General features: G+C 43.2%; 14 protein-coding genes. All 14 read left to right on the top strand.

What is annotated here, in order from left to right; translation table 11 throughout:
- Positions 1-12: 12 nt before the first annotated feature.
- The 14 genes from AC3CH3_RS01825 (at position 13) to rng (ending at position 13,966) form a co-directional block, all read left to right on the top strand.
- Positions 13-1,236 carry a type II secretion system F family protein gene (locus tag AC3CH3_RS01825; protein WP_132762177.1) on the top strand — a complete coding sequence of 408 codons (1,224 nt, stop codon included), beginning with the start codon at positions 13-15 and terminating at the stop codon, positions 1,234-1,236.
- Between the two features lie 3 nt (positions 1,237-1,239).
- Positions 1,240-1,695, top strand: a complete 456-nt coding sequence (locus tag AC3CH3_RS01830) for an MSHA biogenesis protein MshF (protein ID WP_488537613.1) — start codon at positions 1,240-1,242, stop codon at positions 1,693-1,695.
- Positions 1,696-1,774: 79 nt separating this feature from the next.
- Positions 1,775-2,350 carry a prepilin-type N-terminal cleavage/methylation domain-containing protein gene (locus AC3CH3_RS01835; protein WP_488537614.1) on the top strand — a complete coding sequence of 192 codons (576 nt, stop codon included), beginning with the start codon at positions 1,775-1,777 and terminating at the stop codon, positions 2,348-2,350.
- 35 nt (positions 2,351-2,385) lie between these two features.
- Positions 2,386-2,883, top strand: coding sequence for a prepilin-type N-terminal cleavage/methylation domain-containing protein (locus tag AC3CH3_RS01840; RefSeq protein ID WP_488537615.1), 498 nt, complete (start codon positions 2,386-2,388; stop codon positions 2,881-2,883).
- Positions 2,884-3,013: 130 nt separating this feature from the next.
- Positions 3,014-3,511: a type II secretion system protein gene (locus AC3CH3_RS01845; RefSeq protein WP_057621997.1), complete on the top strand. Its 498-nt coding sequence runs from the start codon at positions 3,014-3,016 to the stop codon at positions 3,509-3,511.
- A complete protein-coding gene (locus AC3CH3_RS01850) occupies positions 3,508-3,870 on the top strand; it encodes a type IV pilus modification PilV family protein (RefSeq protein WP_488537616.1) in 363 nt (120 codons plus the stop codon). Before AC3CH3_RS01845 ends, AC3CH3_RS01850 begins: the two co-directional genes overlap by 4 nt.
- Entirely contained in the window at positions 3,870-4,592 is a 723-nt protein-coding gene (locus AC3CH3_RS01855) for a PilW family protein (protein WP_488537617.1), read from the top strand. The genes AC3CH3_RS01850 and AC3CH3_RS01855 overlap by 1 nt, the downstream gene beginning before the upstream one ends.
- Positions 4,582-5,040 (top strand): hypothetical protein, encoded by a 459-nt coding sequence (locus tag AC3CH3_RS01860; protein WP_017062959.1) that lies wholly within the window; start codon positions 4,582-4,584, stop codon positions 5,038-5,040. The genes AC3CH3_RS01855 and AC3CH3_RS01860 overlap by 11 nt, the downstream gene beginning before the upstream one ends.
- Entirely contained in the window at positions 5,037-9,191 is a 4,155-nt protein-coding gene (locus tag AC3CH3_RS01865) for a DUF6701 domain-containing protein (protein ID WP_488537618.1), read from the top strand. The genes AC3CH3_RS01860 and AC3CH3_RS01865 overlap by 4 nt, the downstream gene beginning before the upstream one ends.
- A gap of 150 nt (positions 9,192-9,341) precedes the next feature.
- Positions 9,342-10,385: a rod shape-determining protein gene (locus AC3CH3_RS01870; protein ID WP_017062957.1), complete on the top strand. Its 1,044-nt coding sequence runs from the start codon at positions 9,342-9,344 to the stop codon at positions 10,383-10,385.
- Positions 10,386-10,479: 94 nt separating this feature from the next.
- Positions 10,480-11,367 (top strand): rod shape-determining protein MreC, encoded by an 888-nt coding sequence (gene mreC / locus AC3CH3_RS01875; protein WP_048657962.1) that lies wholly within the window; start codon positions 10,480-10,482, stop codon positions 11,365-11,367.
- On the top strand, positions 11,357-11,845 hold the full coding sequence (mreD, locus tag AC3CH3_RS01880; protein WP_488537619.1) for a rod shape-determining protein MreD: 489 nt from the start codon (positions 11,357-11,359) through the stop codon (positions 11,843-11,845). Before mreC ends, mreD begins: the two co-directional genes overlap by 11 nt.
- Before the next feature lie 7 nt (positions 11,846-11,852).
- The gene (locus AC3CH3_RS01885) at positions 11,853-12,476 is read left to right on the top strand and encodes a Maf family protein (RefSeq protein ID WP_488537620.1); all 624 of its coding nucleotides are present in this window, start codon (positions 11,853-11,855) and stop codon (positions 12,474-12,476) included.
- Positions 12,477-12,496: 20 nt separating this feature from the next.
- Complete coding sequence (gene rng / locus AC3CH3_RS01890; protein WP_488537621.1) at positions 12,497-13,966, top strand: ribonuclease G; 1,470 nt, start codon at positions 12,497-12,499, stop codon at positions 13,964-13,966.
- Positions 13,967-13,968 lie beyond the last annotated feature (2 nt).

The following is a 13,968-nucleotide window of genomic DNA, read 5'->3' on the forward strand; positions in this document are numbered from 1 at the left end:
GGGTAGAGTGATATGCCAACTTATCGTTATGTAGGTCGCAGTTCGGATGGCAGTCAAGTTACTGGCCAGTTGGATGCGAATAACGAAGATCTCGCTGCTGAAAGCTTGATGAGTAAAGGGATCATTCCAACCTCTATCAAGCTGGGTAAAAGTGGCGGCTCTGTATTGGATATGGACGTATCTAGTCTCTTTACGCCCAATGTCCCTCTTGAGGTGTTGGTTCTGTTTTGTCGACAGTTATACAGCCTAACCAAAGCGGGTGTACCACTATTAAGATCGATGAAAGGCCTCACTCAAAACTGTGAAAATAAGCAGTTGAAAGCCGCCTTAGAAGAAGTGGTTGCAGAGTTAACTAATGGTCGTGGGTTAGCGGCATCAATGCAGATGCACCCAAAGGTATTCAGTCCGCTGTTTGTCTCGATGATAGGGGTTGGTGAAAATACCGGTCGTCTAGACCAAGCTTTACTGCAATTAGCTGGATACTATGAGCAGGAAGTTGAGACTCGTAAGCGAATCAAGACCGCGATGCGTTACCCAACCTTCGTGATTAGCTTTATTTTGATTGCGATGTTCATTCTTAACATCAAGGTGATTCCACAGTTCTCAAGCATGTTCGCACGTTTCGGTGTCGACCTGCCGCTGCCGACTCGTATCTTGATTGGTATGTCTGAGTTCTTTGTGAATTACTGGGGCTTAATGCTTGGCGTGATCTTTGGCCTTATCTTTGCTTTTAAAGCTTGGGTTAAGACAGACAAAGGGCTAGAAAAGTGGGATCGGTTACGCTTAAAAATGCCGGTCATTGGTGGGGTCGTGAATCGAGCACTATTGTCGCGCTTCTCGCGTACTTTTGCTTTGATGCTAAAAGCGGGCGTACCACTTAACCAGTCGCTAGCGCTTTCGGCGGAAGCCTTAGATAACCGTTTTCTAGAGTTGCGAGTTCAAGCGATGAAGTCGGCCATTGAAGCCGGTAGCACGGTTTCATCGACCGCGATTAACAGCGAAATTTTCACACCGCTCGTGATACAAATGATTTCAGTTGGTGAAGAGACGGGCCGTATTGATGAGCTCTTACTTGAAGTGGCTGATTTTTATGATCGCGAAGTTGATTATGATCTGAAAACCTTAACCGCCAGAATTGAACCCATTTTGTTAACCATCGTTGCTGGTATGGTGTTGATTTTAGCTCTGGGTATTTTCTTGCCGATGTGGGGAATGTTGGATGCAATCAAAGGTTAGGGAATGCTAAATAACCTACAACGCTCACGTTTTGTTATTTGGACTGTGGTTATCCTTTTTCTTGTGATTGGATTACTTTCGGCATGGGAAACGGTAGAAGAAGAAGCGACTAATACGGCATTTATCGTAGCGAGCAAACGAATTCTTGAGCAAGCAAATCTGTTCAAACAACAGTATTTGTTAAAGGGTACTAAACGAGAAAATGATTCTGAATCATCAAAGGTCTACAGCAGAACGGGGTGGATAATGCCGATTCAGGGCTCAGAGCGAGACTGCAATTATTGGCTGGATCAATTATATCCCCAAGGGAGCATTTTAGGGCTAAGCTCTCCAAGTGTTGAAGATAAAAGTGATAACATACATTTTCATTGTAGTTATCATTATAGCGATAAATATCAGATAGATATATTGCTCGAAAGAGAAAGGTTTAGTGTGAAAGCCAATATTTTGGCTTTGTGAAAATATTGACAGTTTTTTTATGGTTTTATACGAGCGCGAATGTATAATGCGCGTTAATAATTAGATGAGTAGGTAGAAAATGCTTAAGAATCAAAAGGGTTTCTCCCTTGTCGAATTAGTCATAGTGATCGTAGTCGTTGGTTTATTGGCGGTAGCCGCTCTACCTCGCTTCTTAGATGTGACAGATGAAGCCAAGAAATCAAGCATTGAAGGCGTTGCTGGTGGTTTTGCAACCGCAGTATTGTCGGCTAGAGCACAATGGGAAGCAGAAGCTAGACCATCAGAGAAGATAGGTGTTGAAACATACAATACTGTAAATTATGATGGTGTTGATTTTTGGTTAACAAGATCAAAGAACAGTAGCAACGTCGATACCGACTTTCGAGATGGCTACCCTTGGACTCTGAACAGCAATTCTGGCACTGCGCCACAAGATATTTCAGACAAAACATGTTCTGAGTTGATGGAAAATTTGCTGCAAAATCCACCTAAAGTTGGTGAAGTCTCAGTTGTTGCTAGTGACTCAAATTACAAATATTCAGCGCAAGCGAATTCAGGTGATGCAACCTGTACGTACGTTCAATTAGAAGGTAGTACTGAGCACCAATTTGTTTACGAAATTAAAACTGGTCGAGTGACCGTAACTTTGCAGTAAGTCTGCGTAAAATTAAACATAGAGAGAGCTTAACTATGAAAAGACAAGGCGGTTTCACCCTAATCGAACTAGTGGTTGTAATTGTTATTCTAGGTATTCTTGCTGTAACTGCGGCACCACGCTTCCTAAACCTGCAAGATGATGCTCGTGAGTCTTCACTACAAGGTCTAAAGGGTGCTATTGATAGTGCGGCAGGTATTGTTTACGGAAAAGCTGCTGTTGAGGGTGTTGAGTCTAAAGTGTATACAGCAACCCCAGCTCCTTCAGTTGAAGGTATTACCACATCTTTTGGCTATCCAACTGCAGATGAAGCTGGTATTGGTAAGGCGGTTGTTGGACTAACAACTGATTGGGCCGTAACCGCTAGTGTTGCAAATACCAGTATCACATACTCATTCTCAGGCACTGCTGCTGACGCAACGGCATGTATTGTTACTTATACGCAAGCTACTGGTACAACAGCGGCAAGTGCTGCAACTACTACAGTAGAGTTAGGTACAGCAGCAGATGGCTGTGGCGGTACTGGCAACTAAGTTTGTATTTTAGACCAGCTTCGGCTGGTCTTTTCTTTGTATTCAATATGTTTTAACTACAATTTTATTCTTTATCCTTCCATATTGTAACTTATAATCTAGGTACTCAAATTAACCATCAAAGGCTTATATGAATACAAAGCCAAACAAAGGTTTCACTTTAGTTGAATTGATTGTGGTGATTCTGTTACTTGCTATTATTTCAGCGACAGCTATTAGCCGGTTTGGTGGTCGTCAAGTCTACGAATTGTATGCCCTTCAAGAACAGGCATCTTCTGTCATCCGACAAATTCAGCTCAATAGAATGCAATCTAACATGGATATGTCTGTGTCAGGAGCTGAAAGCTTACGTTTAGTGGCTGAGAACAATTGCATCGGCGCACAATCTGCTTGTTACAACATATCTGAAACAAGAAGTGATGTTATTGCTAGTGATGATTATAGTTTCTCGTCTGTTCCTACCTCTAGTTACTCTTCTCCAATCGAATTCAACCTTTTAGGTAACCCTGAAAATACTGCATCATCTGGTGTTCAAATTACTATCTCATCTAATAACAGTCCAGACAGAGCTTGGGTTTGTATCAATTCTCAAGGTTTTGTCTATCCAAGTAACCAGGTATGCCCATGAAGTACGTAAATAGTGGCTTTACGCTTATTGAGTCGATCATTGTTATTGTATTACTTGGTTTTGCAATGCTCGCATTTTCTACTTTTCTCGCACCACAATCCGCGCTTTCAGGGCAAGTGAATTATTCCAACCGAGCTTCAGCATTAGGTCAAAGTATTATGACCGATCTTTTAGCTCGAGATTACGGCTCAGTGAGCTCAGGCACTCCAATTGAACTCGGTAGCACTTACACTAATTTTGATGTGGACTTGGTTGTTGCCAACGATACCCCAACTGCTTCGATGCAGAAATTTACGTTAACAATTACCGCAAGCAATAATCCTCCTATCACTTTAATCGCTTATAAAGGGGAGTATTAATGAAAGGGAAAGGGTTTACGCTTATAGAGATGATTTTGGCCATAGTCGTCTCGAGTATTGTATTACTTGGTGTCGCTAATTTTACTGAGCTTGGAATGAGAGGCTATTTTGGTTCTGTAGAGCGCTTTCGACTACAAACCGAAGCTAGGTTTGTACTGGAAAAGCTTTCACGTGAAGTGAGGCATGCTGTTCCTAATCTGTTTCCTGCTTCTGTAAGTAGCGGTTGCGTATCATTTTATCCAATTGTTGATTCAGGTTTTTACGCTATATCAGGGGCAGACATTAATTTTCTAGTTAGTGACAGTGGAGCGACAAGCAGCTCATTACAATCTATGTCATTGGTTATAAACCCGACTAGGCCACATACGGATATCAACAACCTAAATAATATATACCCCCTTGATAGTGTGGTTCCTCCGAGCGCGTCCGCTGCCTATTTTTCTATTCCAAACGGAGCTAACACTCTTGTCAGTGAATCTGTAGGTAAAAGGCACTACATTTTTGACTCAAATAACCTTGTGGAGTATTGCCTTGCGAATAGTAATTTACTAACTCGTAATGGTGTCACAATAAGCGATCGAGTTATGAGTGAGAATAGCACTCTGAGTTATCAACCTGCGGATGTTCAGAGTAACGGTGTTGTTGAGTTGATTCTCGAGTTTGCAGAAAATAATGAGTCCACAGTGTTTGAGCAAGATATACAGGTGATTAATGTCCCGTAAATCAACCCAAAAAGGTAGTGCGCTAGTCATTGTCATCTTTGTTATCGTGGTGCTTGGTTTCTTAGCGACAAGTTTGAGTCGAACGAGTTGGTCTGATAATGATTCAAATACTCGAGTTGTACTTGGCACACAAGCTTGGTTGCTCAGTCACTCTGTTAATGAATATGTTATGACTCAGTTTTATCCGGATCCTGATCCTCAGGCTTCTTCTGCCGTTGCTAGTGTTTGTAGCAGCAATGCTCTCCAACCCGGAGGTGGGATTTATACGGTAGCAAGCTCTATGGTTGATGCGGCTTCGGTGAATTGCTCTCTTGAGCGAGTGCAGTGTTCCAATCGAGGAGAGCTTGATGGCTTTGTTTTCTATGTTCTAGAGTCTTCGGTAATTTGCGGTTCTGGTGTGAGCCAAGTGCAACGTAATCAAGAACTTTGGGTGAAGGAGGCTGAATGAAGCATCTTAGTATAATATTTGCGCTGCTATTTTTTTCTTTTCCTGCTTTCGCAGATTTTTCTTCGTCTCAATGTAGCTCACTTCATGCTGGAGATGATTTTTCCGTATGGTTTAAATTATCCCCTGCATCGGGGGGAGATACTATCTATGCGACGAAAAGAAATGGCGGTAGCCCTACGCCAATTTGGAGCAATGATAGTGGCGTTCGAAACCCTGTCATTGATGATAATGAAACATTAAATGGTGAGTTTTATGAAGTTTGGCTTGAATATGAAAGTAGCTCGAATAAGTCAGGATGGCTAACTTATAATTTATGGGAAGGAAGCTCTTGGCGACAAGTTGGCTCGCCTCAATTTGCTGACCTTTCAGGGCTTTCTGCAGCGATTGCTGTATCGGGAGATGGAGCTAGTGAGATTCAGTGCGATGATGATATAACTCAACCACCACCAAGTTATGTTTCGCAAGCGCAGTACCAGTTTGGAGTCGCGCAATGTGCAGGCTCAGAATGTAAGATTCCTCTAAATAAACCCTTCACGAATACACCACTTGTGTTCGTGATGCCTACTATTGCTTCTAATAATCCTGACTTAGATGCCCCAGCATCGTTAATGGTTACTAATGTAACTAAAACGGAAGCCACTATCGAGCAAATTAAAGCGCCTAAAAATGGTGGGGGCCCTGATTTAAACAGCCAACCAATGACAGAGGTAAGCTACCTTGCCATTGAACCCGGTGTTGCTGATTTTAATGGACATCAAGTAATTGCGGGTTACATAGAGACAGATGCAGCGAGTGCAAAGTTTGGCTCAAACAACAATGATAGGGTTCTCTATAGTGATTTTGGAGGAGGTACATTTTCTTCAAACCCAGTGGTGTTACATCAGATCCAAACTCGGAACAACAGTCCTAAATGGATGACATCTGGAAAGGTAAAAAGAACTAATGAGCGATCTTATGTTGATCTATTTCTAGAGCTTAGTGCCTCTCACAACGGTAATCTCGACTATGAAGATGAAAAAATAGCCTTTTTAGCGACATTGCCGACTAACTCTAACCTTGAGGTTGATGGGTATAAGGTTCAATTTGCAAGAGGGTATGATACACCCAGTCAAAACGGTAATGACCCAATGTTGGATGGCTGTGAGGATAAGTATGCTACTACCTCTCTAACGAATGTTGATGGAATCATCGCCAATAAACAAGAGCGGGCTGGTGGACACGGAGGCTGGTTGCGTCGATGTAATATCAATAACGATCAGGTTAGTTTTGTTGTCGATGAAGACTTTAGAGACCGCACGCATATACCTGAAGAGGTTGGTTACTTTGCTTTTGAAATGGAAGATGTTCCATTAGATATATGTGATGTTGCTCCATATGTGGTTCAGTCTTGGGGGGATAATAGTAGCTTATTATGGACTTCAAATACGGCCTCGATTCAGATTGAAGGTACCTACCAGTCTAGTGGGCAAGTAGGTATATGGGTTGACCCGACAAACCCAACCGTTAACCCAAAGACACAATGTGATGGCAAAGAGTGTGTAGAGAACTCATCGCTATATATAACTGAGCCTAATATTGTCGATCTAGATTTACCAACAGGTCAAAATGTGGATGCAGGTTGGCAAGAAATCAACTTGGTTAGCGGTAAGTATAATACAGTATCCGCTGGAGGTTCAGGTACGATTAACTTGACTGGTGATACCTATTATATTGAGCATTTGATTGTAGGTGCTAGCGGTAAAATAATATTATCTCAAGATACTAAGGTCTATGTGAATAGTTTTGAATTGTCGGGGGCTGGGCAGGTCATCAATAACGATTTTAAACTATCTATATGGGCTGAAAATTATAAAGGTCATAATGCGTTAGTCCAAGTAGAAAGGAACTTGAATGCGCTTATTTTTAGTCGTGATAAAGTCCTTGTTACTGGTGGTAACGGCCTTATAAATGGTCGAGTAACTGCGAAAAATATAGAATTACGACCTGATGGGAAAATTATTGATAATGGCCAGTTTTGTCCTGTGCAACCATCAGATTATCAATTGGATTTGACGCCTAACAAAGACTTCTCTCTATTGTGTGAAACTCCACAAGTGACGGTCACCGTAACTGATTCTCAAGGGAATCCAGCCACTGAGCAAGTTGAAGTTTATATTACGACACCTACCGGCATAACCGTTGATAGTGTTATTGAGGGACGCCATAACGGTGGCAACTCTTATTCGACAAATTCATCAGGGATATTAACGCTCGGTTTGGATGCTGACTCAATTGGGACTTATAAAATTGAGGCTGAATTAGCTTCTGACTCAAGCCAAAATGACTCTGGTGATTTTCTAGTATCGCTCTATAAATTTGAAGCGAGCGATATATATGCTGTAGCCGGTCTGGCTGCGAGTTTTGACCTGAAAGCTTTGGCTTGTAAAGATGATACGGCAACACCTGTTTTAGGCTATCAAGGGGATAAAACTCTCAATGTCTCGGACTTTTCATTGGTGAACCCCACTTCTACCCAGGGAGCCGTTGATGGAAACTTATTGGTAAAAAGTAAGAGCGACTGGAGCGATACCTCGGTAGTCTTTGAATTTGACAGTTCCGCTCAAACTACTGGTTCAATTATTTACAGCGAAGCCGGTAAAGTTAGCTTCAAACTTTCCGATCCTGCTTTTGAATGCCCTACGGGATATGATTGTGAAGATAATGATGGTGACAGTTGGGATTCGTTAGAAGGTATCGTTGAGGTCTATGTCAGACCTTGGAAATTTGCCATCTGCACGAGCAATAATTCTGATGGAAACAGTAGTGGTGGGAGTGCGTTTGCTGCTGCTGGGGAAGAGTTTGACGTGTTTGCTAAACCTATTCGGTTCACGAGTGATGCAAGTCAGCAATGTAATAATAGCTTGGTAACACAAAACTATTTGCTTTCTTCAGGTGCAGTAGGTGCAACTCATACATTAGATACACCTAGTAACAGTGGTGCAGTATTAGGTAGTTTAGAGCCGACTAGTCAACTTACTCAATCTAGCTCTGATATAGTACTCGCAGATAATGGCTATAAATTTAAAAACTTAGAATATTCAGAAGTGGGTAGCTTCAATTTTACAGTGACAGAAGATTCGGACAGTTTTTACGGCAAGATCCTTGGTGGCTTCTCTGGCAGTAAATCAATTGGCCGCTTCTATCCGAAGTACTTCCTGCAAGAGAACCCTGAATGGATTGTTGCGGACCAAAATAATATTGCATACCTAAGTCAACCTTATGACTCTACAGTTCACCAAGTATATCCAATGGCATCTGGTGAAAGTGATACGGATAATGCACTCAATAATTACCGATTCTTCAGTTCAGACCTGCAAGCTAGTTTTGGTATTTTGGATGACACCAGTATAGATAATGATTTCTTGCTAGATACAGATGCTGGATCTTGGTCTGCTGATCGTAAACATTGGTTGCTGAATGACAGTGCCGCTGTTCTTCAGCGAGTCATTGATTCAGATGATGTTAGTCGTAGAGATGGTCCTTTCAATACCAGTGATGCTAGCTCAATAGCCACTAATTTTGGTTTAACAGTGACAGGAGTTGATCCTGTGTCATTTACGGACTCTGACCCTGTGACCGATTCGGCAGCATTCCCAGTCCAACCTCCGGCCCGTTATGGGCGAATGGTACTCGATGATATTGGTGGCAACTCAGGTTCTACTTTAACGATTCCACTTCGTACTGAGTTTTGGGATGGCAGTGAGTTTGTTGTGAATGAAGATGATGATCGCAGTACTTTCAATGGTTCAAATATTTGTAAGCAAGTCATTTGGACCAGTAATGATGTGAAAGCCACATTCGTTTCATTGAGTGGCAGTGGAGATGTGAATGATGGTGAAGAAGAAGTAACTGCAAATCAAAATACGCCAGCAGGTACAGATTCGCCACGTGAACAAGTCCGTTTGTGGTTAAGAATGGATGACTCGGAGCCAAGTAAGAAGACGGGCGAAAATGACATATCATGTTCTGGTAGCGATCAAGACCAGCCATGGCTGCGTTACAACTGGCGACAGTTGGGGGACGAAGATCCCTCCACGGCCGTTACATTTGGCATCTACCGTGGTAACGATCGTGTGATCTACCGAGGTGAAAGTGGCTTAACAGGTCAGTAATAATATAATTTTTGCCCCTTAAGTTAGGAATCTGTAAGAAATTGCGGGTTTCAGTCCATGTTTGTACTTCAATGCCTTGCCGTAACAGCAAGGCATTGGTACATTTAGTGCAATTTTTGTCTTCTAATTCTTGCAGGATGAGCGAAGAATATGTTTAAAAAACTTCGTGGCATGTTTTCAAACGACCTATCGATTGATTTAGGTACAGCCAATACCCTTATTTATGTAAAAGGCCAAGGCATTGTTCTTGATGAGCCTTCAGTTGTAGCTATTCGCCAAGATCGTGCGGGTTCTGCAAAGAGTGTCGCTGCTGTTGGTCACGCTGCTAAGCAAATGCTTGGTCGTACACCTGGTAACATCTCAGCGATCCGTCCAATGAAAGACGGTGTAATCGCCGATTTTTACGTAACGGAAAAAATGCTTCAGCACTTCATTAAACAAGTGCATGACAACAGTGTGCTTAAACCAAGCCCTCGCGTTTTGGTTTGTGTACCTTGTGGTTCAACACAGGTTGAGCGTCGTGCTATTCGTGAATCAGCGCTAGGTGCTGGTGCTCGTGAGGTTTACCTAATCGATGAGCCAATGGCTGCTGCGATTGGTGCTGGCCTACGTGTCTCTGAGCCAACAGGTTCAATGGTTGTTGATATCGGTGGTGGTACAACAGAAGTTGCAGTTATCTCACTAAACGGTGTGGTTTACTCATCTTCAGTACGTATCGGCGGTGACCGTTTTGATGAAGCGATCATCAACTACGTTCGTCGTAACTACGGTAGCTTGATCGGTGAAGCGACAGCAGAGAAGATCAAACACGAAATCGGTTCAGCTTACCCTGGCGATGAAGTGGAAGAGATCGAAGTACGTGGTCGTAACCTTGCAGAAGGTGTGCCTCGTAGCTTTAGCCTAAACTCAAATGAAATCCTTGAAGCACTTCAAGAGCCTCTATCTGGCATCGTATCTGCAGTGATGGTTGCACTTGAACAGTGTCCACCAGAGCTAGCTTCTGATATTTCAGAAAACGGTATGGTCCTAACAGGTGGTGGTGCACTGCTTAAAGACCTTGATCGTCTGCTAACAGAAGAAACAGGTATCCCTGTTGTTGTTGCAGAAGAGCCATTAACGTGTGTTGCTCTAGGTGGCGGTAAAGCCCTAGAGATGATCGACATGCACGGCGGCGATCTGTTCAGCGAAGAATAATATCTAGTGTTAGGCTCTTTTCTTATCTAGTTTTATGTAAAGAGCCTAGGACCTTGTCTATAGGATCAAATGTAGCTCTAGGACCAAATATAGAATGAAGCCAATTTTTGGTAGAGGTCCCTCTCTACAATTGCGCCTGTTTTTTGCTGTAATTTTATCAGCCAGCCTTATGCTGGCTGATAGTCGTTTAGATGCTTTCTCAAATGTTCGCTATCTATTAAACAGCATGGTTGCGCCTATTCAATATGCAGCCAACTTGCCTCGCACTATGTTCGATGGTGTATACGACCGTTTTAGCACTCGCAAAGGTTTAATTGAATCCAACCATAATATTAAACGAGAAGTCTTGCGTCTTAAGAGCGAGCTGATTCTGCTTGAGCAATATCAAGAGGAAAACAAGCGCCTTCGTAAGCTGTTAGGATCTCCGTTTATCCGTGATGAGAAGAAAGTCGTCACTGAGGTTATGGCGGTAGACACTTCACCCTATCGTCATCAAGTCGTGATCGACAAAGGTCAGATTGATGGAGTGTATGAAGGTCAGCCGGTGATCAACGAAAAAGGCATTGTCGGCCAAGTCACTTTCGTTGCAGCTCACAACAGTCGTGTTCTACTACTCACCGATGCAAACAATGCGATTCCTGTTCAAGTTATTCGTAATGACATCCGTGTGATTGCTTCGGGCAATGGCATGATTGATGAGATCCAGCTAGAGCACATTCCAACCAGTACCGATATACAAGAAGAAGATCTGTTGGTGACATCGGGTCTTGGTGGTGTATATCCAGAAGGTTATCCAGTCGCCTATGTTACTGCCGTTGATTACGACCCGAAACGTGAATTCGCTGTGATTAAAGCAGAGCCAGTAGTTGAGTTCGATAAGCTCAGATACCTGCTGCTTGTATGGCCTGATGAAAACAAACAGATGCAAGCGGATCAATCGAGCATAGAACAAGCATTGTTAGAGGATGAAGATGGCCAATAGCGTTTTAAGAAGCAAGCTAGTCATTGGCTGCTCATTTTTAGTAGCCCTTATTCTGCAAACGATCCCTTGGCCTGGTAGTTTAGATCTATTTAGACCATCTTGGTTGCTGCTGGTTACGTGTTACTGGGTTTTGGCGCTGCCACATCGTGTTAACGTAGGTAGTGCTTTGATTCTAGGCTTATTGTGGGACCTTTTGATCGGTTCTACTCTGGGTATTCGAGGTATGATGATGGCAATAGTGATGTACATTATTGCCATGAACTTCCTCGTTATTCGTAACATGGCGCTATGGCAGCAAGCGATGATCATTGCTGCGTTAACGGTGTTGTTTGAGGTATTGATCTTCTTTGGTGAATATTTGATCCAAGATGTCGTTTTCAACCCATTATCGCTATGGAGCGCATTGATAAACTGTATACTTTGGCCTTGGATGTTTTTATTAATGAGACGCGTGCGTCGCCATTGGCATGTGAGGTAGCGTGACAATGCAAAAGAAACATTTAGTTTTGGCATCCGGTTCACCACGCCGCAAAGAATTACTATCGCAACTCGGTTATGAGTTCTCTGTCCTTGTAACCGATGTTGAAGAGTGTAAACACGCTCAAGAAACCGCCGAAGAGTATGTTAAGCGACTATCTTTAGATAAAGCCTTAGCGGCATTGTCTTTATTAAAAGATAACCCTTCTGAAAGGCAGCATGTCGTTCCTAGTTCTGATACTGTAGATAATGGCTCTGATATAGTCGTTCTTGGTTCTGATACCGTCGTTGTTAGTCAAGGGCAAGTACTTGAGAAGCCCTGCGATTTTGCTGACTCTAAGCGTATGCTTACTCAGTTAGCGAATGACCGTCACCAAGTGATGACGGCGGTTTCTGTGGTTTCAGAAGAAAAACAAAGAACAGAAATCATTATTACCGACGTATGGTTTAAACCCCTCAGTGAAAAAGAAATAGAACAATACTGGCAAACAGGGGAGCCATGCGATAAAGCCGGTAGCTATGGGATCCAAGGTTTGGGCGGACGCTTTGTTACCCGAATCGAAGGTAGTTATTACGCCGTCGTCGGCTTACCTTTATTTGAAACGGACCAGCTACTGCAAGAATTCTTATAATTACTAATCTGAGGTGCACCATGAGTGCTGAATTGTTGCTGAACGTGACCCCGAGTGAAACTCGTGTGGCCATGATTGAAGGGGGAGCTCTTCAAGAGATCCATGTCGAACGAGATGCTCGACGCGGTATCGTAGGAAATATCTATAAAGGACGTGTAAGCCGTGTTCTTCCAGGAATGCAGGCGGCTTTTGTGGATATAGGCCTTGAGAAAGCAGCTTTTTTACACGCCTCTGATATTGTTCCGCACACTGAATGTGTGGCTGAAAACGAAAAGAAGCAGTTTCAGGTTCGTGACATTTCAGAGCTTGTTCGCCAAGGACAAGACATTGTGGTTCAAGTGGTCAAAGACCCGCTTGGTACCAAAGGTGCCCGCTTAACCACAGATATCACTCTACCATCTCGTTATCTGGTATTCATGCCGGGCGCTAGCCATGTTGGTGTTTCTCAGCGTATCGATAGCGAGTCTGAACGTAACCGCCTTAAGAAAGTCGTGTCGCGTTACTGTGATGAATACGGTGGCTTTATCATCCGTACTGCGGCTGAAGGCGCTGACTCGAATGAACTTGCACAAGATGCGGCATTCTTGAAGCGACTTTGGCTAAAGGTTCTTGAGCGTCGTGGTAAACACAAAGCGCGCACTCGTCTTTATGGTGAGCTTTGCTTAAGCCAACGTATCTTACGTGACTTCGTCGGTACTGAGCTGAGCAAGATTCAGGTCGATTCTCGTCTAGAATATGAAAACCTAAAAGAGTTTACCTCTGAATACGTGCCTGAGCTGACAGACAAGCTTGAGTTGTATGAAGGTGATAAGCCTATCTTTGATATGTACGATACCGAGAACGAAATTCAGCGTTCATTGGATCGTAAAGTCGAATTAAAGTCTGGTGGGTATCTGATTATCGACCAAACAGAAGCGATGACCACGGTTGATATCAACACCGGTGCGTTTGTCGGTCGTCGTAATCTAGAAGAGACGATTTTCAATACCAACGTTGAAGCGACTCAAGCGATTGCTCGCCAGCTACGTCTGCGTAACCTAGGTGGCATTATCATTATCGACTTTATCGATATGTTGTCTGAGGAGCATCGTAAGCGAGTACTAACTTCTTTAGAGGCTGCGCTCGACAAAGATCGTGTGAAAACCAATATTAATGGCTTCACCCAGCTTGGTTTGGTTGAGATGACGCGTAAGCGTACTCGTGAAAGCATTGAGCATATTCTGTGTTCTAGTTGCCCTGCTTGTGAAGGTCGTGGCAGTGTGAAGACAGTCGAAACCGTTTGTTATGAAATACTTCGAGAAATCACGCGTGTGAACCGTGCGTACGATGCCGATAAGTTCGTTGTCTATGCGGCAGCTGCCGTGGCCGAGGCGCTAGAGGGCGATGAATCTCATGCGCTTGCGGAACTTGAAGTGTTTATTGGTAAGCAAGTTAAAATTCAGGCTGAGCCTCTGTACATACAAGAGCAGTTTGATGTTGTTATGATGTAATG

Source organism: Vibrio sp. QJM3NY_35, assembly GCF_057785915.1.

What these genes read in the sequence shown, in the direction of transcription:
- mreD (WP_488537619.1), top strand. Translation starts at nt 11,357, where the DNA reads ATGGCCAATAGCGTTTTAAGAAGCAAGCTAGTCATTGGCTGCTCATTT.
- rng (WP_488537621.1), top strand. Translation starts at nt 12,497, where the DNA reads ATGAGTGCTGAATTGTTGCTGAACGTGACCCCGAGTGAAACTCGTGTG.
- AC3CH3_RS01855 (WP_488537617.1), top strand. Translation starts at nt 3,870, where the DNA reads ATGAAAGGGAAAGGGTTTACGCTTATAGAGATGATTTTGGCCATAGTC.
- AC3CH3_RS01840 (WP_488537615.1), top strand. Translation starts at nt 2,386, where the DNA reads ATGAAAAGACAAGGCGGTTTCACCCTAATCGAACTAGTGGTTGTAATT.
- AC3CH3_RS01870 (WP_017062957.1), top strand. Translation starts at nt 9,342, where the DNA reads ATGTTTAAAAAACTTCGTGGCATGTTTTCAAACGACCTATCGATTGAT.
- AC3CH3_RS01825 (WP_132762177.1), top strand. Translation starts at nt 13, where the DNA reads ATGCCAACTTATCGTTATGTAGGTCGCAGTTCGGATGGCAGTCAAGTT.
- AC3CH3_RS01845 (WP_057621997.1), top strand. Translation starts at nt 3,014, where the DNA reads ATGAATACAAAGCCAAACAAAGGTTTCACTTTAGTTGAATTGATTGTG.
- AC3CH3_RS01835 (WP_488537614.1), top strand. Translation starts at nt 1,775, where the DNA reads ATGCTTAAGAATCAAAAGGGTTTCTCCCTTGTCGAATTAGTCATAGTG.
- AC3CH3_RS01860 (WP_017062959.1), top strand. Translation starts at nt 4,582, where the DNA reads ATGTCCCGTAAATCAACCCAAAAAGGTAGTGCGCTAGTCATTGTCATC.
- AC3CH3_RS01865 (WP_488537618.1), top strand. Translation starts at nt 5,037, where the DNA reads ATGAAGCATCTTAGTATAATATTTGCGCTGCTATTTTTTTCTTTTCCT.
- AC3CH3_RS01850 (WP_488537616.1), top strand. Translation starts at nt 3,508, where the DNA reads ATGAAGTACGTAAATAGTGGCTTTACGCTTATTGAGTCGATCATTGTT.
- AC3CH3_RS01830 (WP_488537613.1), top strand. Translation starts at nt 1,240, where the DNA reads ATGCTAAATAACCTACAACGCTCACGTTTTGTTATTTGGACTGTGGTT.
- mreC (WP_048657962.1), top strand. Translation starts at nt 10,480, where the DNA reads ATGAAGCCAATTTTTGGTAGAGGTCCCTCTCTACAATTGCGCCTGTTT.
- AC3CH3_RS01885 (WP_488537620.1), top strand. Translation starts at nt 11,853, where the DNA reads ATGCAAAAGAAACATTTAGTTTTGGCATCCGGTTCACCACGCCGCAAA.